At 72.3% G+C, this 19,943-nt stretch carries 21 protein-coding genes; 15 read left to right on the top strand and 6 right to left on the bottom strand.

Going from position 1 to position 19,943, the window contains the following annotated elements:
* Positions 1 to 124: 124 nt before the first annotated feature.
* A complete protein-coding gene (locus AB0B35_RS21345) occupies positions 125 to 460 on the bottom strand; it encodes a hypothetical protein (protein WP_361048098.1) in 336 nt (111 codons plus the stop codon).
* A gap of 145 nt (positions 461 to 605) precedes the next feature.
* Positions 606 to 1,847, bottom strand: a complete 1,242-nt coding sequence (locus AB0B35_RS21340) for a helix-turn-helix domain-containing protein (protein ID WP_361048095.1) — start codon at positions 1,845 to 1,847, stop codon at positions 606 to 608.
* Positions 1,848 to 2,289: 442 nt separating this feature from the next.
* On the opposite strand from AB0B35_RS21340, the gene AB0B35_RS21335 reads away from it, so the two are divergent.
* The 3 genes from AB0B35_RS21335 to AB0B35_RS21325 all read left to right on the top strand — a co-directional run bounded on the left by AB0B35_RS21335 (position 2,290) and on the right by AB0B35_RS21325 (position 4,839).
* Positions 2,290 to 2,874, top strand: coding sequence for a hypothetical protein (locus tag AB0B35_RS21335; protein WP_361048092.1), 585 nt, complete (start codon positions 2,290 to 2,292; stop codon positions 2,872 to 2,874).
* Between the two features lie 9 nt (positions 2,875 to 2,883).
* Positions 2,884 to 3,009, top strand: coding sequence for a hypothetical protein (locus tag AB0B35_RS21330; RefSeq protein WP_361048089.1), 126 nt, complete (start codon positions 2,884 to 2,886; stop codon positions 3,007 to 3,009).
* 102 nt (positions 3,010 to 3,111) lie between these two features.
* Complete coding sequence (locus AB0B35_RS21325; protein WP_361048086.1) at positions 3,112 to 4,839, top strand: lamin tail domain-containing protein; 1,728 nt, start codon at positions 3,112 to 3,114, stop codon at positions 4,837 to 4,839.
* A 58-nt stretch (positions 4,840 to 4,897) separates the two neighbouring features.
* On the opposite strand, the gene AB0B35_RS21320 is transcribed toward AB0B35_RS21325, so the two are convergent.
* Positions 4,898 to 5,803: a hypothetical protein gene (locus AB0B35_RS21320; protein ID WP_361048082.1), complete on the bottom strand. Its 906-nt coding sequence runs from the start codon at positions 5,801 to 5,803 to the stop codon at positions 4,898 to 4,900.
* Between the two features lie 58 nt (positions 5,804 to 5,861).
* Positions 5,862 to 6,479, bottom strand: coding sequence for an RNA polymerase sigma factor ShbA (gene shbA / locus AB0B35_RS21315; RefSeq protein WP_361048080.1), 618 nt, complete (start codon positions 6,477 to 6,479; stop codon positions 5,862 to 5,864).
* A 174-nt stretch (positions 6,480 to 6,653) separates the two neighbouring features.
* On the opposite strand from shbA, the gene AB0B35_RS21310 reads away from it, so the two are divergent.
* The 12 genes from AB0B35_RS21310 (at position 6,654) to AB0B35_RS21255 (ending at position 18,100) form a co-directional block, all read left to right on the top strand.
* Positions 6,654 to 7,610: an ABC transporter ATP-binding protein gene (locus AB0B35_RS21310; RefSeq protein ID WP_361048077.1), complete on the top strand. Its 957-nt coding sequence runs from the start codon at positions 6,654 to 6,656 to the stop codon at positions 7,608 to 7,610.
* A 49-nt stretch (positions 7,611 to 7,659) separates the two neighbouring features.
* Positions 7,660 to 8,418 carry an ABC transporter permease gene (locus AB0B35_RS21305; protein WP_361048074.1) on the top strand — a complete coding sequence of 253 codons (759 nt, stop codon included), beginning with the start codon at positions 7,660 to 7,662 and terminating at the stop codon, positions 8,416 to 8,418.
* 1 nt (position 8,419) lies between these two features.
* Positions 8,420 to 9,217: an ABC transporter permease gene (locus AB0B35_RS21300; RefSeq protein ID WP_361048071.1), complete on the top strand. Its 798-nt coding sequence runs from the start codon at positions 8,420 to 8,422 to the stop codon at positions 9,215 to 9,217.
* A 5-nt stretch (positions 9,218 to 9,222) separates the two neighbouring features.
* Positions 9,223 to 10,464 carry an MCE family protein gene (locus AB0B35_RS21295; protein ID WP_361048337.1) on the top strand — a complete coding sequence of 414 codons (1,242 nt, stop codon included), beginning with the start codon at positions 9,223 to 9,225 and terminating at the stop codon, positions 10,462 to 10,464.
* Positions 10,461 to 11,489: an MlaD family protein gene (locus tag AB0B35_RS21290; RefSeq protein WP_361048068.1), complete on the top strand. Its 1,029-nt coding sequence runs from the start codon at positions 10,461 to 10,463 to the stop codon at positions 11,487 to 11,489. The genes AB0B35_RS21295 and AB0B35_RS21290 overlap by 4 nt, the downstream gene beginning before the upstream one ends.
* Complete coding sequence (locus AB0B35_RS21285) at positions 11,486 to 12,556, top strand: MlaD family protein (protein WP_361048065.1); 1,071 nt, start codon at positions 11,486 to 11,488, stop codon at positions 12,554 to 12,556. The genes AB0B35_RS21290 and AB0B35_RS21285 overlap by 4 nt, the downstream gene beginning before the upstream one ends.
* Positions 12,553 to 13,659, top strand: coding sequence for an MCE family protein (locus AB0B35_RS21280; RefSeq protein ID WP_361048063.1), 1,107 nt, complete (start codon positions 12,553 to 12,555; stop codon positions 13,657 to 13,659). Before AB0B35_RS21285 ends, AB0B35_RS21280 begins: the two co-directional genes overlap by 4 nt.
* Positions 13,656 to 15,005: an MCE family protein gene (locus tag AB0B35_RS21275; protein ID WP_361048060.1), complete on the top strand. Its 1,350-nt coding sequence runs from the start codon at positions 13,656 to 13,658 to the stop codon at positions 15,003 to 15,005. The genes AB0B35_RS21280 and AB0B35_RS21275 overlap by 4 nt, the downstream gene beginning before the upstream one ends.
* Positions 15,002 to 16,297, top strand: a complete 1,296-nt coding sequence (locus AB0B35_RS21270; protein ID WP_361048057.1) for an MCE family protein — start codon at positions 15,002 to 15,004, stop codon at positions 16,295 to 16,297. The genes AB0B35_RS21275 and AB0B35_RS21270 overlap by 4 nt, the downstream gene beginning before the upstream one ends.
* 22 nt (positions 16,298 to 16,319) lie before the next feature.
* A complete protein-coding gene (locus AB0B35_RS21265; RefSeq protein WP_360535080.1) occupies positions 16,320 to 16,802 on the top strand; it encodes a hypothetical protein in 483 nt (160 codons plus the stop codon).
* Between the two features lie 10 nt (positions 16,803 to 16,812).
* Positions 16,813 to 17,364 carry a hypothetical protein gene (locus AB0B35_RS21260; RefSeq protein ID WP_360535078.1) on the top strand — a complete coding sequence of 184 codons (552 nt, stop codon included), beginning with the start codon at positions 16,813 to 16,815 and terminating at the stop codon, positions 17,362 to 17,364.
* A 61-nt stretch (positions 17,365 to 17,425) separates the two neighbouring features.
* Positions 17,426 to 18,100 (top strand): GAP family protein, encoded by a 675-nt coding sequence (locus AB0B35_RS21255; RefSeq protein ID WP_361048054.1) that lies wholly within the window; start codon positions 17,426 to 17,428, stop codon positions 18,098 to 18,100.
* A gap of 5 nt (positions 18,101 to 18,105) precedes the next feature.
* On the opposite strand, the gene AB0B35_RS21250 is transcribed toward AB0B35_RS21255, so the two are convergent.
* Together AB0B35_RS21250 and AB0B35_RS21245 are read right to left on the bottom strand one after the other, a co-directional pair.
* On the bottom strand, positions 18,106 to 18,921 hold the full coding sequence (locus AB0B35_RS21250; RefSeq protein WP_361048051.1) for a glycosyltransferase family 8 protein: 816 nt from the start codon (positions 18,919 to 18,921) through the stop codon (positions 18,106 to 18,108).
* A gap of 93 nt (positions 18,922 to 19,014) precedes the next feature.
* Positions 19,015 to 19,887: a DUF72 domain-containing protein gene (locus tag AB0B35_RS21245; protein ID WP_361048335.1), complete on the bottom strand. Its 873-nt coding sequence runs from the start codon at positions 19,885 to 19,887 to the stop codon at positions 19,015 to 19,017.
* Positions 19,888 to 19,943 lie beyond the last annotated feature (56 nt).

Below are 19,943 nucleotides of genomic sequence, written 5' to 3'. Positions count from 1 at the left end.
GATGCAGGATCGGGGAGGCCCTGGGGTGCGAGTCCAGGACCTCCCCCTCGACCGTCCTGGGAGAGAGGACGGGAGACTGCCGACGCGTCGACGCCGAGAGAGGCGGTGAGTCGACGCGGTTCGTTCACCTCCGGTCGAGGAGTCGGCGCAGCAATTTCCGCAGCGTTCGGTGGGCGGTGTCTGAGGTGGTCGGTGGGGTGCGAGAGGTGATGACGGGCAGTTCGACCGTCTTGTCCAGCAACGCAATCCTGCCGTGGTAGTGCTCGGCGACGGCGGACAGCGACTCCTGCTGCGGGCACGGCCACGGCCTGCCGCACCCGCACCCGCCGGGTGCCAGGTAGTGCCCAGCCAGCAGTGTCGTCGCCGTAGCGATGCGGGTACGGGCGTACGTGATGAACTGGTCTCGGTCCAGGACACGACCGCCTCGCGCGTTGTCGTTAGACGCCGCTCCGCGCGACATGCTCGTCTCCCTCACCGATGGCTGACATCTGCCGATTGACCGTAGGCAGGCAGCTCGGCGGCCGTGAGGACCTCTTGCCCTACTTAGACGATGATGTGGTGCAGCGGGTAGGACCACGTGTCCTACCCGCTGCCGGCAGCGCTGGTCAGCTGCTCGGTATGCCCATGCGTGCGGCGAGGGACACCAGTCCCGGGAGGCGCTGCCGAGAGCGGCGGGGTAGTAGTTCGGTGACGATCGTCCGCGCTACCGTCTGGTGGGCGAGCATCTCCGGAGCCAACTTCTCCGCGCGGAGCAGCGTGTTGACCGATTCCGCCGAATGGAACTCGGCCATCTGCGCCCAGGCGACAGTGAGCAGGTGCCTCGACCGCATTGAAGGGGAGATGGAATCGAACGCCGGGACCAGCGCCTCCAGGCGGAGAGCTTCTCGGTAGCGGTCGTCGGCCGCAGCTACCGTCACCGCGGTGATGCCCGCCAGCGTCGCGCCGAAGCCGAGCCCTGCCAGCGGCGCGGTGCCCTTCTTGTCCTCGACGCGCGCCTGCCACGGACGCGACGGGCGTTCGGCCTCGATGCGAGCGGCGGCGCCCGCCAGCCGTGGCAGTAGCTCACGGGCTTCGGCATGGCGTCCGCCCCGGGCCAGAGCCACACAGCCGTAGCGAAGGTTCTCACCCCAGATCGCGACCTGATCGACGTTCGCGGTGCCCATGCGCGGCTCGACCTCGCGAGCGGTGGCCATGGCGAGGTTCTCGGCCTCCGCGGTCAATCCCTGTCGGGAGAGCAGCCACACTCGGCTGGCGGACAGCCCTGCGGCCACCAGCGGATTGTCACTCGCGTACGCGGCCGCCAGCGCCTGGTGCATGGCGAGCGCGGCCAGGTCGTCGTGAGCCAGATGGGCCAGCAGGGACGCGGTCAGGTGGAGGAAGTCGGCCAGCACCTCTTGTGCGCGGATGGTCTCCGCGCCCGGGCGCGCGGCGCGCACGCACGCCCGTGCGGCGGTGATCCCGTCAGGCAGCGCCCGGGCCAGTGGCGCATAGCGTCCGGCCCAGTAGAGCCGCCAGTTCTCGCCCAGTTCGGCACGGAGCACGGAGGAGGCTGGAGGCTCCGTTTCGGCGGGAATGACGTCGAGCACGGCGCGTCGCAGGCGGTACACCTCGGCGTCCTGGCCGCCGACCACGAGCCCCTTGGGTTTGCCGACGAGGTCGGCCACGGTCTGGTCGAGCGCAGCGGCAATCCGGATCAGGGTGTCCATCCGCGCGGTGTGCCGCCTGCCCTGTTCCAGCTTGCGGATTACGTCGACCGAAACGCCGGCCTGCGCGGCCAGCTCGGCCTGCGCGAAACCGCGCCGCCGCCGCGCCTGCCTGATGCGCTGACCCAGCTGGTCATCGGACATGTCAGCTCCCATCCGAAAGCATCGCACCCGGCCCGTCCACGCCGCCTGCGCAGCATCTCGACGGATGTCACCAATGTAGGCAGTCCTGCGATGTCCGCGCAGGTCTCGGTGTGCAGTAGGCCTGACGGTTTCGGTGATCTAACGCCGCTCGCGAGTCGCTTTACTGGCGCGGTGCTTGTCGAGGCGGTGTCGGGCCGTGGCGCGCCCCTCATCCGTGATAGCTAGGTCGCCGATGTAGCCGAACGCGGCAAGCTCTTGGCGGACCTGATCACGATGGAGCTCGGCGGACTTGCGATCAATCGGCGAACCTGGCTGCGTCGATGAGTCCTCCACGAATACAAGATAGGCCTTCGTTGACCGAACGCGGCGGCACTCGTCGCTCATGATGTCGGACCTGCCGCGCATCATGCTGTCACGGTCGCGTCGTCGAGGGGGAGGCGTCATGCACGTGCACGTGGCGAGCAGGCGGCGTGCTGCCGCCTCGATCGAGGCGGCGTACCCGGGAGCCGCGGTGGTCGATGTGACCTCGCGTGGACCGCAGCCGTGGGTGCGGCTGAGCCCGTTCTATCCGCACGGCGGCATCCCGGTGCCGTTCACGCCCGGCGTGACCAGTCAGTCCGCCGAGGGCATCTGGCAGGCGCTCAAGGTGTTCATGCACGCCGATGTGGACCCGGGCAAGCTGGCCGTCACCGCGATGCGCGGCCTCAAGCGCACCGCGGCCGCGTTCGGCCCGCCGCTGGGTCACCGCCGCGGCCTGCACGGGACGGTCCTGCTCGGCTACGAGCACGCACGCCGCGAGATCTACCTGCCGACATACCGGCACGTGCTGGAAGGCGCTGCCGCCGCCGAGGTGTCGCGGCTGTGTGAGCTGGCCGAGCGCGGCCCGTTGGTGCTGCTGGACTACACGCTCAACGGCGACCCCGCCGACCTGCGTACCCCGTTGTCGCACGCGGCGCTGCTGCGCCGCCACCTGCTCGGCGACTGGCCGTCGGAAATCCACGTGGAGCCCGCCACCGCCGCGGGTTAGCGTGCGGCGGTGTCTAGGTTCTTCCAGGACTGCATGCGGCAGATGCTCTGGGCCGTCTCCGGCTTGCGCGAGCTGGACACCAGGGCCGCGCGCCGCGAGCTGTGGCAGGCGCGCTGCAACGGCATCATCGACTGAACGTTAAGTAGTCAGAGCGTTGCAATAAGTAACCAACTTGAACCTCCCCAGTTGATCGGACAGGAGCAGCAGGTCCCCGGTCCGGGGCTCGAGGAGGTACGCATGCGTCAGTGGGTCCGCAGGGCGGCGTCGGCCGCCGTGGTCAGCCTGTCGGCGGGGGTCGCGGGACTGTCCCTGCCCACGCCCGCGCTGGCGGTCTCGCCCGACATCGTCATCAGCCAGGTGTACGGCGGCGGCGGCAACACCGGCGCGACCTACACCAACGACTTCATCGAGTTGTACAACCGCGGCGCCGCCGAGGTCGACGTGACCGGATGGACGGTCCAGTACGCCAGCGCGGCGGGCAACACGTGGCAGACCACCCCGCTTAGCGGCGAGATCCTTCCCGGGACGTACTACCTCGTCCAGGAAGCCCAGGGTTCCGGCGGCACGACGCCGCTGCCGGCCCCGAACGCCGTCGGCGACATCGCGATGAGCCTCAGCTCCGGCAAGGTCGCCCTGGTCACCAACCAGACGGCACTCACCTGTGCGACGGGCTGCTCCACTCTCGCGGGAGTGCGCGACTTCGTCGGCTACGGCACCTCCGCGTCCTCCGCCGAGGCCGGCCCCGCGCCGACGCTGACCAACACCACCGCCGCGCTGCGCGACGATGCCGGGCAGGTCGACACCGACAACAACAGCCTCGACTTCTCGGCCGGCGCGCCCAACCCCCGCAACAGCCCGCCCGCCGCCGAGGAGGCGGACCTGCAGGTGACCAAGATCGACGACGTGGACCCGGTGACGGCGGGGCAGAACCTCACCTACACGATCACCGTGGCCAACGCCGGTCCCGGCGCGGCGCAGTCGGTGGAGCTGACCGATACCCTGCCCGCCGGCACCACGTTCGTGTCGGCCACCGCGCCGGGCGGCTGGACGCTCGACACGCCCGCCGTGGGCAGCGGCGGCACGGTGACCGCGAGCGCGTCGACGCTTGCCGCCGACGCGGCCGGAGCCGTGATCACCATCGTCGTGAACGTCGGCACGGGTGTGACCGGCACGCTCAGCAACACCGCGGCCGTCAGCAGCGCCACGACCGACCCCGACGCGACGAACGACAGCGCCACGGCGACGACCACGGTGCGGCAACCGTCGGCGGACCTGGCCATCACGAAGATCGACGCGCCGGACCCGGTGACCGCGGGCTCGGACCTGACCTACACCATCGCCGTGCGCAACGCCGGGCCCAACACGGCCCAGTCGGTCGTGCTGCGCGACGGGATCCCGGCGGGCACCACCTTCGTCTCGTTCGCGACGCCGTCCGCCGGCTGGACCCTGGCCACGCCACCGGTGGGCGGCACCGGTGAGGTGACGGCCACCCGGGCGAGCCTGGGCTCCAGCGACACGGCTGAGTTCACGCTGGTGGTGAGGGTTGACCCGGCCGCGAGCGGAAGGATCCGGAACAGCGGCGGCGTCACCAGCGCCACCCCGGACCAGGACACCACGAACAACGCCGACACCGAGTTCACCACCGTCGGCCCGGTCGTGCCGGGGTGCACCATCACCGGCACCGCGGGGACCGACATCATCAACGGCACCCTCGGCGACGACGTCATCTGCGGCCTCGGCGGCAACGACATCATCAACGGCAAGGGCGGCAACGACGTCATCTACGGCGGCCCCGGGCGCGACCTGCTCAGCGGTGGCAAGGGCGACGACATGGTGTACGGCGAGGAAGGCACCGACTTCATCAAGATCGATGACGGGGTGTCTGGCAACGACAACGCCGACGGCGGGCCGGGCTTCGACCTGTGCAGCTCCGACCCGCTCGACGCGGTCCTGAGCTGCCCCTGATCCCGGCGCTCGTCATACCGGAGCTCCGCCCGTGCCGCACGGGTGGAGCTCCGGCGTTTCACAGCAGCGGCAGGTCCGGCAGCAGCGACGGCAGGATCGGCGGCAGCGAGGGCAGCAGACCCGGCAGGAGGCCGCCGGAGCCCGGGGTGGGGCTGGGCGACGGCGAGTCGGTCCGGCCCGGGGCCGGTGTGGTGGTCCCGGCGGACGGTGCGGGAGAGCCTGACGGGGTCGGCGTCGGCAGCGGGGCGGCGGTCGGCGTGGTGTCCGCGGCGAACATGGTCAGCAGGCGCATCAGCTCGGTCCGCAGCCGCTCGTGGTCCGACTTCTCGCGCACCTCGCCCAACCGGTCCCAGGCCTGGCGGAGCAGCGTCTCGGCGTCGCCGTGCCGCTGCTCCCGTAGGGCTCGCTCGGCCCGCGCCAGCAGCTCCGCCGTGTCCTGCGCGGCGACGCGGGAGTCGGCGCGCTCGGCGTAGACGAGCTGCGTGACCGGCCACAGCGGGGTGCCGGGCTGCCCGGCCCCGGCACCGAGCACGACCCCGCCACCGAAGACGGCGACGAGCAGCGCAGCCGCCAGCAGCATCCGTCCTGGACGCAGGCGCGCACCCCGCACCGGTCGGGTCGGCCCGGTGCGGCGACCGGGCGGGCGTGACGATCCCGCCGGGCCCGTGGACGCGGGCGCTCCCGCGGCGACCACATGGCTCGCGGCGGTCGAGGCGTCCGGGTGTCCCGAGGCGGCGGGCCGGAGCAGGGTGGCCGGCGGTTCGTCGTCGTCCGAGTCCAGGTCGATCGGGTCGGCCAGGGCGGCCTGCTCGGCGATGTCCAGGTCGAGGCTCGGCGCGAACGGCGGCTCGGCGAGGTCGTCCCGCCAGGCGGCCAGCATCCCGGCGAGTGGATCGTCGGCGTGGGCGGCCCCACCGAGACCGAGCCCGTCCAGCAGCGCGTCATCACGGTCCAGCGTGCTCATGCCACCTCCTGCCGTCGCTCATCGCCGTCGCGCCCGGAAGCCGGGCAGGCTTGGTCGCTCATGCCGGCCTCCTTTCCAGCGCGGGCTGCTGCGTGACGTCCTCGCGCAGGTCGTCGGCGAGCGCGCGCAGGCGGGCCAGGGCCCGGGACTGGGCGACGCGGACGGCTCCGGCCGACATGTTGAGCCAGACGCCGACCTCGTCGGCGGTGAGGCCGACGGCGACCCGCAGCACGATGATCTCCCGCTGCGGGTCGGGGAGCAGGTTGAGCAGGCGGGCCAGGCGGCGGGCCTGGTCGTTCTCCAGGGCCTGCTGCTCCGGGCCGGGGGTGTCGTCGGGCTGGTCGAGCGGGTCGGCCTCGGTGCGCGGCGACGGCACGGCGGCGGACAGGTGGCGCATCGCGGCGCGCTGCGCGTCGGCGACCTTGCGGGCCGAGATGCCGTACACGAAGGCGGAGAAGGGCACGCCCTGCTGCCGGTAGCGGGGCAGCGCCTGCAGCAGCGCGATGCAGACGTCCTGGGCGACGTCGTCGGCGGTGGTGTACGCGCCGCCGACCGGCCCGAGCCGGGCCCGGCAGTAGCGGATCACGCCGGGGCGCACGTCGGCCAGCAGGGTCGCGGTGGCGTCGGCCTCGCCGCGGGTGGCGCGTGCCACGAGTTCGGTCTCCGACCAGGTCAAGGCGACGACACCTCCTCCCCGGGCCCCCGACCGCCGCGTCGCACGTACGGGTACGTGCACCTTATCGGCCTGCGGCCGGGCGCTGAAACCCGAGCCGAGCGATCGCGCGAAATTCTCGTGTAACACCGCGCGGCCCCGCAGCGATATGTGAGGGCGGACTACGGAGGGAGCGCGGTGGGCGTCGAAGTGCGGGTCGAGGGGCTGACCAAGTCGTTCGGGCGTACGCCCGTGTGGTCGGACGTGAGCCTGACGCTGCCCGCCGGCGAGATCTCGGTGCTGCTCGGACCCTCCGGGACTGGCAAGTCGGTGTTCCTGAAGACCTTGGTCGGGCTGCTGCGCCCGGACCGCGGCTCGATCTGGATCGAGGGCCGGGACCTGCCCGCGCTGCCCGAGCGGGAGCTCTACGAGGTGCGCAAGCTGTTCGGGGTGCTGTTCCAGGACGGCGCGCTGTTCGGCTCGATGGACATCTACGACAACGTGGCGTTCCCGCTGCGCGAGCACACCCGCATGACCGAGGCGCAGATCCGCGTGATCGTCGGCGAGAAGCTGGAGATGGTCGGCCTGACCGGCGCGGAGCGCAAGCTGCCCGGCGAGATCTCCGGGGGCATGCGCAAACGGGCGGGCCTGGCCCGCGCGCTGGTGCTCGACCCGCAGATCGTGCTGTTCGACGAACCCGACTCGGGCCTCGACCCGGTGCGCACCGCGTACCTGAACCAGCTGATCGTGGATCTGAACCAGCAGCTCGACGCGACGTTCCTGATCGTCACGCACGACATCAACACCGCCCGCACGGTGCCCGACAACATCGGACTGATCTACCACGGGCGCCTGGCCATGTTCGGGCCTCGGGAGATGCTGCTGTCGAGCACGGAGCCGGTGGTGCGGCAGTTCCTCAACGCGCAGCGGGTCGGCCCGATCGGGATGTCCGAGGAGAAGGACGCCGACGAGCTGGCCGCAGAGGCCGCCTCCGGTCGCCGCCTGGCCGCCCTGCCGCCGATCCCGATGCAGCTGCGCCCGTCCGACGGCGGCCCGCGCCGGGCCGAGCGGCCGCCGGGCCGGTGGTGCGCCGCTCACGGGGTGAACCCGCCGCCGGGTTCCTTCGAGCTGCCGACGTACGAGGACCGGGCATGAGCGCGCGCAGCGAGCGACACGGCATGAGCGAGCGCGCCGAGGACAGGGCATGAGGGCGCTGGTCGCCGTCGGCGACTTCCTGATCTTCTGCGGTAGTGCGCTGCGGGCGGTGTTCCGCAGGCCGTGGCAGGTGCGCGAGTTCGTGCAGCAGGCGTGGTTCCTGTCGTCGGTGTCGATCCTGCCGGCGGCGCTGGTGTCGATCCCGTTCGGCGCGGTGATCGCGCTGCAGCTGGGGTCGCTGGTGCGCCAGCTCGGCGCGCAGTCGTTCACCGGCGCGGCGTCCGTGCTGGCGGTGGTGCGTGAGGCGGGCCCGATCGTCACCGCGCTGATCATCGCGGGGGCGGGCGGTTCGGCGATCTGCGCGGACCTCGGCGCTCGCAAGATCCGCGAGGAGCTGGACGCGATGCGGGTGTTGGGCATCGACCCGGTGCACCGCCTCGTCGTGCCGCGGGTGCTCGCGTCGATGCTGGTCGCGGTGCTGCTCAACGGAGTGGTCAGCGTCGTCGGGGTGTCCGGCGGCTACTTCTTCAACGTGATCATGCAGGGCGGCACGCCGGGGTCGTACCTGGCCAGCTTCCAGGCGCTCGGGCAGCTGCCCGACCTGATCTCCGGGGAGCTGAAGGCGCTGGTCTTCGGTCTGGTCGCCGCGCTGGTCGCGACCTACCTGGGAATTAACGCCAAGGGCGGCCCGAAGGGTGTCGGCGACGCCGTCAACCAGTCCGTGGTGATCACCTTCATGCTGCTGTTCGCGCTGAACTTCGTGCTGACCGCGGTGTACTTCCAGGTCGTCCCGCAGAAGGGGTCCTGACATGTGGCGGCTGTTGGACGGCCTCGGCGGCCAGCTCGCCTTCTACCTGAAGGCGGCGGCGTGGACGCCGCGCACGCTGCGCCGGTACAAGCGCGAGGTGGCCCGCCTGCTTGCCGAGATCAGCTTCGGCACCGGCGGGCTGGCCGTGGTCGGCGGCACCATCGGCGTCATCTGCTTCCTGACCTTCTTCACCGGCACCGAGGTCGGGCTGCAGGGCTACCAGGCGCTCAACCAGCTCGGCAGCAGCGCCTTCACCGGTTTCATCTCCGCCTACTTCAACACCCGGGAGATCTCTCCCCTGGTCGCGGCGCTGGCCCTGTCGGCGACGGTGGGCTGCGGGTTCACCGCGCAGCTCGGCGCGATGCGGATCTCCGAGGAGGTCGACGCGCTGGAGGTGATGGCGATCCCGTCGGTGCCGTTCCTGGTCACCACCCGGATGATCGCCGGTTTCGTCGCAGTGATCCCGCTGTACGTGCTCGGCCTGCTGGCCAGCTATATCGCCACCCGCGGCATCGCCACCGTGTACTTCGGGCAGTCGCCGGGCACCTACGACTACTACTTCGACCTGTTCCTGCCGCCGGGCGACGTGCTCTGGTCGTTCGGCAAGGTGCTGGTGTTCAGCGTGCTGGTGGTGCTGATCCACTGCTACTACGGGTTCACCGCGAGCGGCGGCCCGGCGGGCGTCGGCATGGCGGTCGGGGGCGCGGTGCGCACCGCCATCGTCGCGGTCAACGTCGTCGACTTCTTCCTCTCCCTGGCCATCTGGGGCGCGGGGACGACCGTGCGGATCGCGGGGTGACGGCGATGCATCAGCGGCTGCTCGGGGCCGGGTTCGTGCTGGGGCTGGTGAGCGCGCTGGCGCTGTCGGTGCTGGTGTACCAGCGGGCGTTCACGCCGGTGGAGTGGGTGACGCTGCGCACCGGCCACGCCGGCATGCAGCTGTCGGAGGGCGCGGACGTGAAGCTGCGCGGCGTCGTCATCGGCGACGTACGCGAGATCAGCGCCGACGGTGACGCGGCCACCCTGCGGCTGGCCCTGGACCCGGCGCTGATCGGCCTGGTCCCGGCCGAGGTCACGGCGCGGCTGCTGCCCAAGACGCTGTTCGGCGAGCGCTACGTGGAACTCGTCCCGCCGGCCGTCCCCGCCGGGCCGCGGCTGCGCCCCGGCGCGGTCATCGATCAGGACCGGTCGGCGAGCGCCGTCGAGCTGGAGCAGGTGCTCGACCGGGCGCTGCCCGTGCTCCAGTCGATCAAACCGGACAAGCTCGCCGCGACGCTCGGCGCGCTCGCGTACGCCCTGGAGGGCCGCGGGGACCAGCTCGGCCGGAACCTGACCACCGCCAACGCCTACCTGGCCGCGCTCAACGAGCAGATGCCGGTCATCGCGACCGACGTCAAGCGGCTGGCGCAGGTGCTCGACGTCTACCACGGGGCGCTGCCGGACCTGCTGGCGCTGCTGCGCGACGTCACCGTCACCGCGCGGACCGTCGTCGACCAGCGCGCGGAGCTGAGCCGCTTCCTCGCCGACACCACCGATCTGGCCGGGCGCGGGCGGGAGTTCCTGGACCGGCACGACGCGCGCATCGTCCAGGTCGGGCAGGTCAGCCGCCCGGTGCTGGAGCTGCTGGCGGCGTACGCCCCGGAGTATCCGTGCCTGCTGCGCGGCCTGGTCGCACTGCAGCCCCGGGTGGAGAAGGTGTTCAGCACCGGGCGCATGCACATCACCCTCGAAGTGGGCCGCGACAACGGCAAGTACACCGCCGCCGACCGGCCGGTCTACGGCGCCGACGACGGACCCCAGTGCCGCGGCCTGCCCGACCCGAAGGTCCCGGCGGCCCAGCACCCCATCGACGACGGCTACGCCTACGGTGCGAACCGCTCGCCGCTGCCGTACGCCGACATGGGCTCGGCCGGCACCGCGCAGGAGCAGGCGCTGCTCAAGCCCCTGCTCGGGTTGGCCCAGGGGGCCGGGCCCGAGCAGGTCCCCGATGTCGCGGTCCTGCTGTGGGGCCCGCTGCTGCGTGGAACGGTGGTGAACGCGTCATGACGGGCGTGCGGGGTCCGCTGCTCAAACTGCTGGCGTTCGCCGCGGTCACGCTGATGCTGACCGGCGCGCTGGCGCAGACGCTGGGCTCGTTCGGGTTCGGCGGCGGGCACACCTACCGCGCCCGGTTCACCGACGTGACCGGGCTGCTGGTCGGCGACGACGTGCGCGTCGCGGGCGTGAAGGTCGGCGAGGTGACGGAGATCCGGCTGGTCGACCGCACGGTCGCGGAGCTGGAGTTCACGGTGGACGAGCAGGTCGTGGTCGCCGCGGGCGTACGCGCGAAGATCCGCTACCGGGACCTGGTCGGCCAGCGCTACCTGGCCCTGGCCGAGGGGCCCGGCGGCACCGCCCCGCTGCCCGAGGGCGGGCTGATCCCGCTCGCGCAGACCACGCCCGCGCTGGACCTGACCGTCGTGTTCAACGGCTTCCGGCCGCTGTTCGCCGGGCTGTCGCCGGACGAGGTCAACGGCTTCGCGTACGAGATCATCAAGATGCTGCAGGGCGAGGGCGGCACCGTGGCCGACCTGCTGCGCCGCACCGCGTCGCTGACCGGCACGCTCGCCGACCGCGACGAGGTCATCGGCCGGGTCATCACCAACCTGAACACGGTGCTCGGCACGCTCGACGAACGCGACGCCCGCCTGTCGGAGACCGTCAAGCAGCTGCAACTGCTGGTGTCCGGGCTGGCCGGGGACCGCGAGGCGGTCGGCGACGCGCTGACCAACCTCAGCGGCCTGGCCGACGCGACGTCGTCGCTGCTGCGCGACGCCCGGCCCAGCGTCGCCGCCGACATCGCCGCGCTGAACAAGCTGGCCGGCACGCTGATCGACAACACGGCGGTGATCGAGCAGACCCTGGCCACCGCGCCCGGCCGGCTCGACGCGCTCACCCGCACCGCCTCGTACGGGTCCTGGTTCAACTTCTACCTGTGCGACTTCGACGGCCGCGTCGTCGCCGCCGGGCAGACCCTCAACCCGGCGACGCTCAACGGCACGTCCGCCAAGTGCTCCGGGGGTGGGCGGTGAAGCGCATCCTGCCGACCCGGCCGCTGACACGCCTGCGGGCGGTGGCCGCCCGCGCGATCGGCGGGGGTCTGCGGCGCACCGGCAGGCCGCGGCGCAGGCCTCGGCCCGCGCTGGTCGGCGCGGTCGGCCTCGCCGTCGCGGCGGGACTGCTGCTGGCCGCGTTCCGGATCGACGACCTGCCGCTGATCGGCGGCGGGGACACGTACCACGCGGCGTTCCGGGACGCGTCCGGGCTGGCCGAGGGCAACGAGGTGCGCATCGCCGGGGTCAAGGTAGGCAAGGTCACGAAGGTGGCGCTGGCCCGCGGTGACTCCGGGCCGTACGTGCGGGTCACCTTCCGGATCCGCGACGCCGAACTCGGCGCCGACACCGGCGCGACCATCCGGATCAAGACGGTGCTCGGGCAGAAGTACCTGGCGCTCGCACCGCAGGGCGACGGACGGCTGGCCGAGGACGCCGAGATCCCGCTGACCCGCACCTCGTCGCCGTTCGACGTCATGCAGGCGGTGGAGGGGCTGGCCGGCACCCTGCAGCAGGTCGACACCGGGCAGCTCGCGCAGGCGTTCACGGTGCTGTCGGAGACGTTCGCCGACACCCCGGCCAGCGTGCGGGCGTCGCTGTCCGGCCTGTCCCGGCTCTCGCAGACCGTCGCCTCCCGCGACCAGCAGCTGCGCGAGCTGCTGTCGCACACCCGCGGCGTCACCAAGGTGCTGGCCGACCGCGACGAGGAGTTCCGCAAACTGCTCGGCGACGCGAACCTGCTGCTGGCCGAGGTGCAGCGCCGCCGCGACGCCATCCACACCCTGCTGGAGGCGACCGTCGAGCTGTCGAAGCAGCTGTCCGGGCTGGTCGCGGACAACCGCGACACGCTCGGCCCCGCGCTGCGCAACCTGCGCACCGTCGTCGGGGTGCTGCAGCGCAACCGGACCCGGCTGGAGGCGACGCTGACCAGCCTCGCCCCGTTCGTCACCGCGTTCGCGAACGTGACGGGCAACGGCCGGTGGTTCGACTCGTACGTGGACGGGCTCGTGCAGGGCTTCACCCCGACGACGGGAGGTCGCCGATGAACCGGCGAGGACGGCGGGTCGCGGGCGCGGCCGTGCTGGCGGTGGCCGTGGCGGCGGCGGCGCTGGTGGTCCGGCAGGAGCCGGACCGGCTGCGGCTGACCGTGCACTTCCCGGCCGCGGTCGGCATCCACGCCGGATCCGAGGTGCGGGTGCTGGGGGTCGAGGTCGGCGAGGTCGTCGCGGTCACCCCGCAGGGCAAGGGGGTCCGGGTCGAGCTGCGCTACGACCCCGACTGGCCGGTGCCCGCCGACGCCACCGCGCTGATCGTCCCGCCGAGCGTGGTCAGCGACCGGTACGTGCAGCTCGCACCGGCCTACACCGGCGGACCGAAGCTGCCCGACGGGGCCGAGCTGCCGATGGAGCGCGCCTCGGTGCCGATCGAGCTGGACGAGGTCTACCGGTCCCTCGACGAGCTGAGCACCGCCCTCGGGCCGCAGGGCGCCAACGCCGACGGCGCGCTGCGCGACCTGGTCCGCACCGGCGCGGCGAACCTGCGCGGCAACGGCGACGAGCTGCACCAGACCCTGTCCGGGCTGTCGCAGGCGATGTCGACGCTGTCGGCCGGGCGCGACGACCTGTTCGGCTCCGTCGCCGACCTGCAGCGGTTCACCACGATGCTGGCCGCGAGCGACGCCACGGTGCGCCAGTTCAACGACCGGCTGGCCGACGTCTCCGAGCAGCTCGCCGCCGAGCGCGAGGACCTCGCCGCCGCGGTGCGGGCGCTGTCGCTGGCGCTGGCCGACGTGTCTGCGTTCGTGCACGCCAACCGCGCCGAACTCAAGGCCAACGTCGCGGCGCTGGCCGACCTGACCGGGGTGCTGGCCCGCCAGCAGAAGGCGCTGGCCCAGGTGCTCGATGTGGCCCCGCTGGCGCTGTCGAACCTGAACCTGGCCTACAACCCGCGCTCGGGCACCATCGACACCCGCGACAACGCGCTCGGGCCGTACGAGCCGGCGAGCTTCGTCTGCTCGCTGCTGGTCAGCAGCGTCCCGGTGGCGCAGGTGCCCGCCGCCTGCACGGACCTGGCCAAGGCGCTGCAGACCGCGAAGCTGCCGCTCACCGCCGAACTGCAGCGGCTGCTCACGGCGGTGGTGAAGAAGTGAAGCGGCCTGAGGCAGCGGCTGTCCCGCCCAAGCCCGGCGCGGGCGTCATCGCGGTGCGGCGGCGCAGAGCCCACCGGGCTGTGCCCGCGCTGGTCCTGGCGTCGGCGCTGCTGGCGGGCTGCGACGTGGGCCTGCCCGGCGGAGGGCCGGCCGGGCCGTCCTACCAAGTGACCGTCGAGTTCGCCGACGTGCTCGACCTGGTGCCGCAGGCCGCGGTGAAGGTCAACGACGTGACGGTCGGCAGCGTCGTCGGCATCGAGCTGCGCGGCTGGACCGCGGTGGTCCGGCTGGACGTCGCCGACACGATCGCGCTGCCCGACAACGCGACGGCGGCGATCCGGCAGTCGAGCCTGCTCGGCGAGAAGTTCGTGGCGCTGGCCGGCCCGCAGGGCGAGGCGGCCCAAGGCACGCTGTCCGACGGGGACACCATCCCGCTGGCCCGCACCCGGCGCGGGGCCGAGGTCGAGGAGGTGCTGGGCGCGCTGGGCCTGCTGCTCAACGGCGGCGGGCTCGGGCAGCTCAAGACGATCAACGCGGAGGTCGCCAAGGCGCTGTCCGGCAGGGAGGGCGACGCCAAGGGCGCGCTGCGGGAACTGGACCGGTTCGTGGCCGGGCTGGACGCGCAGAAGGACGACATCGTCCGGGCCATCGAGGCGCTGGACCGGTTCTCGGCGCGGCTGGCCGAGCAGACCGGGACGCTGGCCGGCGCCGTCGACGCGCTGGAGCCGGGCCTGACCGTGCTGGCCGAGCAGCGCCCGCAGCTCACCGCGATGCTGACCGCGCTGCGCGACCTCGGCGCGGTCGGCGAGCGCGTCATCGCCGACAGCCGCGACGACACGTTGCGCTCGCTGCGCGCCCTGCAACCGCTGCTGGAACAGCTCGTCAAGGCCGGTGACGCGCTGCCGCGCGGGCTGGACTTCGCGCTGTCCTACCCGTTCCCGCCGAACGCGGGCAAGGCGATCGCGGGCGACTTCGTACGCCTGCACGCCACGCTCGACCTCGACGCCGCCTCGATCCTGGCCAACGCTCTTGCCGCGGGCCCGTCCACGCCGGGCACACCGACGAAGCCCGGCCTGCCGCTGCCGGAGCTGCCTCTGCCGCTGCCCAGCCTGCCCGCACTGCCGCTGCCGTCGCTGCCGCTCCCGCTGCCCAGCGGCATCCTGCCCAGCGGCATCCTGCCGGGCCTGCCCGGACTGCCGCTCGGCCTGGCCGCGAGCCGTGACGGCCGCTGGGACCCGGCGACCGGCGAGGTGGTCCGCGTGAGCGGTGGCCTCCACGAACTGCTGACCGCCGCCGGGGAGTTCCCGACGGCCGGCGGCCCGGCCACCGGCGGAGGTCAGGCATGATCCTCACTCGGCTCGCGCGGTTGCAGCTGCTGGTGTTCGCGCTCGTCGCGGTGCTCGGCGTCGGCTACGTCGCGGTCCGCTACGTGGGCGTCGGCGACGGGCTGACCGGCAAGTACACCGTGCACGCCGATTTCGCGGTGGCGGGCGGGATATTCGAGAACGCCTCGGTCGCCTACCGGGGGGTGCCGGTGGGCCGGGTCGACGCGGTGCGGCTGCACGGCGACGGGGTGCGCGTGGACCTGCGCCTGGACGGCGGCACGCGGGTGCCGGCCGACCTGCGCGCGGTGGTGGCGCACCGCTCCGCTGTCGGCGAGCAGTACGTCGACCTGCGCCCGAACACCGACGCCGGGCCGTACCTGGCCGGCGGGGACGTCATCCCGGCCGACCGGACCGGGGTGCCGCTGCCGGTGGAGACGCTGCTGTCGAACCTGGACGCGCTCGTCGCCTCCGTGGACCCCGAGCAGCTCGGGGTACTGGTCGACGAGCTGGGCACGGCGTTCGCGGGCAACGAGAGCGCGCTGCGCACCCTGCTCGACTCCGGCGATGCCCTGCTCACCGACGCGAACACGTACCTGCCGCAGACCCTCGCGCTGATCCGCGACTCGGCCACCGTGCTGGAGACCCAGGCGCGCTCCGCCGACGCGATCCGCCGGTTCGCCGAGGCGCTCGCACAGCTGTCGGCGACGGTGCGCGCCGCCGACCCGGACCTGCGCCGCCTGCTGGCCAACGGCCCGCCTGCCTCAGCGGAGCTGCTGGCGCTGCTGCGCGACGTGGACCCGTCGCTCGGTCCGCTGCTCGGCAACCTGATCACGGTCAACGGGGTGGCCGTGCGGCGGCTGAACGGCATCGAGCAGATCCTGGTCACGTACCCGCTGGTCGTCGCCGGCGGGTTCACCGTCGCGCCCGGCGACGGCACGGCCCACCTGGGCCTGGTGCTCAACGTGGGGGATCCGCCCGCGTGCAACTACACGAAGTCCGGACAGTCCCTGCGGTGCACCAACGCCGAGCTGGGACGCGGTTCGGGCGTACGCAGCTCCACTCAAGCCCCGCGGGGTGGTGCCCCTCCGTCCCCCGCGCCTCTGGGCGCGGGTGCGGCGCCCGCGGGCCCGGGCGCCGGCGCGAGCCCCATCGCGCCGGCGCCCGGCACCACCGTCGCCGGGTACGACCCGGTGACCGGGCTGGTGATCGGGCCGGACGGGCTGCCGCTGCAGTTCGGCGGCACCGGCGGGCAGGCCGCGACGGCCGGCGGGCAGTCCTGGAAGTTGCTGTTGCTCAACGGGCTCGCGCCCTGACCGGCCGATGGAGGAGACGACGATGAGGCACAGGTTGACCACGGTGCTGGTGGCGCTGCTGGTGGTGGCGCTCGGCGCGGCCGGCTGGCTCGGCTGGCGCCGGTACGAGGCGCAGCAGCAGGAGCGGGTGCGCGAGCAGGCGGTGGCCGCGGCCCGGCAGTTCGTCGTGGACTTCGTGTCGGTCAGCGCAGCCACCATCGACCAGGACCTCGCCCGGGTCGCGGTCGCCGCGACCGGCGAGTTCGGCGAGCAGTTCCAGCAGGGCATGCCCGCGGTACGCGCGGCGGTGCTGGAGAACAAGGTCGAGTCCACCGGTTCGGCGCTGCGGGCGGGGCTGGTGTCCGCCGACGCCGACTCGGCCGTGGTGCTGGTCGCCGCCGACGCGACCGTGAAGAACGTGAAGGCGCCCGAGGGCCGGGTGGCCCACTACCGCATCCAGCTCGACCTGGCCCGCGACGCGGGCAGCGGCACGTGGCTGGTCGCCAAGCTGCAGTTCGTGGGATAGGGGAGAGACGGTGACCATGGACATGGCCGTGACGGACGTGCACCTCGACGACGTGCCGGGCGACGAGTCCCGCGACGAGCCGGCGCGCCGCCCGCGGCGGGCGGTGCTCGCGCTGTCCCTGGCGATCGCGGTCGTCGTGGGCGTCGGCTGGTTCCTCTGGTTCGATCAGCGGCGGGCGGACGAGGCGGAGGCGGCCGCGCGGGAGTGCGCGGCCGTGGCCCCGGCGGCGGCGGTGGCGCTGTTCTCGTACGACTACCGCACCTTCGACGAGAGCGCGGCGAGCGGGCGCTCGTTCGCGGCGGGCACGTTCGCCGACGAGTACGCCCGCACCACCGCCTCGCTCAAGGAGGCCGCGGTCAAGGAGCAGGCCGTGGTGACCGCGCAGGTCACCGGGGTCAGCGTGGTGACCGCCGCCCCCGACCGCGTCGAGCTGCTGCTGTTCGTCAATCAGTACCGCCGCAACGTGAACATCACCGGTGAGAAGGTCGACCAGAACCGCGTCGTGCTGACTCTCGTCCGCACCGGCGGCACCTGGAAGGTCACCGCCGTCTCCGCCCTCTGACCTGCAAGATCGTCAGAGGGAACCGCCTGCGGCCAGGGCGGAGTCCCTCCAGGATGGTGGTGTGGGCGGGGCGGTCGCGGGGGTGGTGCCGTACGCGCTGGGGGTGGCGGCGAGCCCGCTGCCGATCATCGCGGTGATCCTCGTGCTGTTCTCCGACCGGGCCCGGATCGCCGGGCCCGCCTTCCTGGCCGGGGCGCTGGCCGGGGTGATCGCGGTCGGCGCGGCCGTCTACATCCTCACCGGCTACGGCTACCTGGAGGGCGAACACCAGGGTGGCACCGTCTCGCAGGTCGTGCGCATCGGGCTGGGACTGGTCCTGCTGTTCGCCGCATACCTGCACGTCGTCCGGCATCGCCGCAGCAACGGGCAGCACGCCATGCCGAAGTGGATGGCGAGCGCCGACCGCTGGTCACCGGTGAAGGCGGCGGTCCTGGCGCTGCTGATGTACGGCGTCGACCCGAAGAACTTCGCTTTGTGCGTGGCCGCCGCCAAGAGCCTGGCCGCGTCGTCGACGGTCGCCGCGATGGTGGCGCTGAGCGTCTTCGCGGTGGTGGCGTGCCTGCCGGTGGCGGTGCCGGTGGTCCTCTACCTGGCCGGCGGCGACCGCGCCGCGCGGCAGCTGGGCCGGCTCAAGAACTGGCTGTCCAAGCACCACCTGCTGGTCATGGCCGGGCTGCTGGTGGTCTTCGGGGCCCTGCTGATCAGCCACGGCGTGCGCGGCATCCTCGGCCACTGAGCGCGCTACGCGTAGCCGGCCACCCTGGCGGACAGCGCGCGGTGGCGTTGCTGGCGGAAGCCGGGCCGGAAGCCGTCGGTCCACGGTTTGCGGGGGCCCGCGAAGTGCATGATGCGCACGTCCGCGTCGGCCGGCTGCGGGGACTGTTCGAGCAGGAAGCTGCGCATGTTGTTCCAGCGGTGCGGCAGGCGCAGCCAGCGGCCGTACGCCACGAGGTTGAGCGCGTCCTGGTCCGGGAAGCGCAATCGGCCGGCGTACGCGGCCAGGTAGTCCATGCAGTGCGCCGACACCTGCTCGCGCCGCCACACGGGCAGGTTCATCAGCAGCACACCGGAGTTGAAGTAGGGCGCGTCCGGGTCGTGCTCCGGGCCGGACCCGGGCACGCCGCCGTGCGTGGCGAACGTGGCGGTGAACGCGTCGCGTACGGCTGCCAGCGGCGCGTCGCCGAGGTCGATCTCCCACAGTGGTGACAGGTCTCCGCAGACGTGCACGTCGGCGTCGAGGTAGAGCAGCCGCCGCGCCTGGTCGCCGATCAGGTCGGGCAGGAGCAGGCGCAGGTACATGCCGGTGCTGACATAGGCGAGCCAGTCTTCGTCGACCACGGGCAGGTCGCGGAAGTCGTCGCCGGTGGTGAGCAGCCGCAGCCTGCCGCGCCCGGCGAGCTGCCGGCGCAGCGCGGGCTCCCGCTCCTTCGCGACGTCGGCCGTGGTGAGCAGCCAGAACGTGAGATCGTCGCGCCCGGGGTGACAGTCGAGCACGGATTCGACGGCGACCTGGGCGTGGTCGGCGTATGCCTCGTCGAAGGCGAAGGCAATGTCCATAGGACATTGTCTATCATAGATCTAAGGATTTTACACTGTGCACATTCCGTTCTTAACCGACATTCGTCAACTCCTTGCATTGCGCCCCTGCGGTCACTTCGCCCCGAGCAGGTCGATGAGCTGGGACGCGTTGCGCTGGGCGTAGTCGGAATAGCAGTTGTTCATGAGCACGTGGGTCTGCTCGGCCTCGCCGGCCAGCTCGCGCAACTTCGGCGCCCAGTCCTTCAGCTCGCGCGGCGAATACAGGTAGCCGAACTTCTCGTGGATGTCCCTGCTGGTCCACTTGTCGCTGTGACCGTGGAAACGGACCGCGGCCAGGTCGGCCGTGGCGGCCAGCACGGGCGGCACCGAGTTCTTGTGCCCCTGCGGCATGTCCACGCAGACGTAGGGCAGCCGGTGCTCGCGCAGGAAGGCCAGCGTCTCGGCGGCGTTGTCGTCCTTGAACCACGACTCGTGGCGCAATTCGATGCCCACCCGCAGCGGCGCGCAGCGCTTGGCGACCTCGATCAGGTACTGCTTGTTGTCGCGCCGGATGGTGAACCACGGCGGGAACTGGAACAGCACCATGCCGAGCTTGCCCGCCTCGACCAGCGGATCCAGCGCGGACAGAAACCGGCTCCAGACTTCTTCGTAGGCCTGCGGCCGCAGCCCGTCCGGGTACACGTTGGGCTTGTCGGTCTCCGGGCGCAGATCCTTCGGCAGCGCGCTCACCTTGGTCGGATGCCCCGTGAGCATGCTGAACGCCTTGATGTTGAACACGAAGTCCTTCGGCGTACGCGCCGCCCACAGCTCGACCGTGCTCTCCGCCGGCACCGCGTAATAGGTCGCATCCACCTCCACCAGCGGAAACTTGCGCGCGTAGTACCGCAGCCGCTCCTCCGGCGTCTTGGCCGTCTCGGGATACCACCCCGACGCCAGCAAGGTGCTGTCCGTCCACGAAGCGGTCCCCACCCGGATCTCGCCCATGCCCGCCGCATACCCCGCCCAGCCCCGACCCATGCCCCCCGCGTTGATCATGAACT

Source organism: Catellatospora sp. NPDC049133, assembly GCF_040648455.1.
In the GTDB taxonomy this organism is placed as follows: domain Bacteria; phylum Actinomycetota; class Actinomycetes; order Mycobacteriales; family Micromonosporaceae; genus Catellatospora; species Catellatospora aurea.
Note: the sequence above shows the minus strand (reverse complement) of the source record. Positions and strands in the feature narration are given on the sequence as shown.

Coding starts and splice junctions, on each gene's coding strand:
- AB0B35_RS21345 (WP_361048098.1), bottom strand. CDS start 460: ATGTCGCGCGGAGCGGCGTCTAACGACAACGCGCGAGGCGGTCGTGTC.
- AB0B35_RS21340 (WP_361048095.1), bottom strand. CDS start 1,847: ATGTCCGATGACCAGCTGGGTCAGCGCATCAGGCAGGCGCGGCGGCGG.
- AB0B35_RS21335 (WP_361048092.1), top strand. CDS start 2,290: ATGCACGTGCACGTGGCGAGCAGGCGGCGTGCTGCCGCCTCGATCGAG.
- AB0B35_RS21325 (WP_361048086.1), top strand. CDS start 3,112: ATGCGTCAGTGGGTCCGCAGGGCGGCGTCGGCCGCCGTGGTCAGCCTG.
- AB0B35_RS21320 (WP_361048082.1), bottom strand. CDS start 5,803: ATGAGCACGCTGGACCGTGATGACGCGCTGCTGGACGGGCTCGGTCTC.
- AB0B35_RS21305 (WP_361048074.1), top strand. CDS start 7,660: ATGAGGGCGCTGGTCGCCGTCGGCGACTTCCTGATCTTCTGCGGTAGT.
- AB0B35_RS21300 (WP_361048071.1), top strand. CDS start 8,420: ATGTGGCGGCTGTTGGACGGCCTCGGCGGCCAGCTCGCCTTCTACCTG.
- AB0B35_RS21295 (WP_361048337.1), top strand. CDS start 9,223: ATGCATCAGCGGCTGCTCGGGGCCGGGTTCGTGCTGGGGCTGGTGAGC.
- AB0B35_RS21290 (WP_361048068.1), top strand. CDS start 10,461: ATGACGGGCGTGCGGGGTCCGCTGCTCAAACTGCTGGCGTTCGCCGCG.
- AB0B35_RS21280 (WP_361048063.1), top strand. CDS start 12,553: ATGAACCGGCGAGGACGGCGGGTCGCGGGCGCGGCCGTGCTGGCGGTG.
- AB0B35_RS21270 (WP_361048057.1), top strand. CDS start 15,002: ATGATCCTCACTCGGCTCGCGCGGTTGCAGCTGCTGGTGTTCGCGCTC.
- AB0B35_RS21265 (WP_360535080.1), top strand. CDS start 16,320: ATGAGGCACAGGTTGACCACGGTGCTGGTGGCGCTGCTGGTGGTGGCG.
- AB0B35_RS21250 (WP_361048051.1), bottom strand. CDS start 18,921: ATGGACATTGCCTTCGCCTTCGACGAGGCATACGCCGACCACGCCCAG.
- AB0B35_RS21245 (WP_361048335.1), bottom strand. CDS start 19,887: ATGGGCGAGATCCGGGTGGGGACCGCTTCGTGGACGGACAGCACCTTG.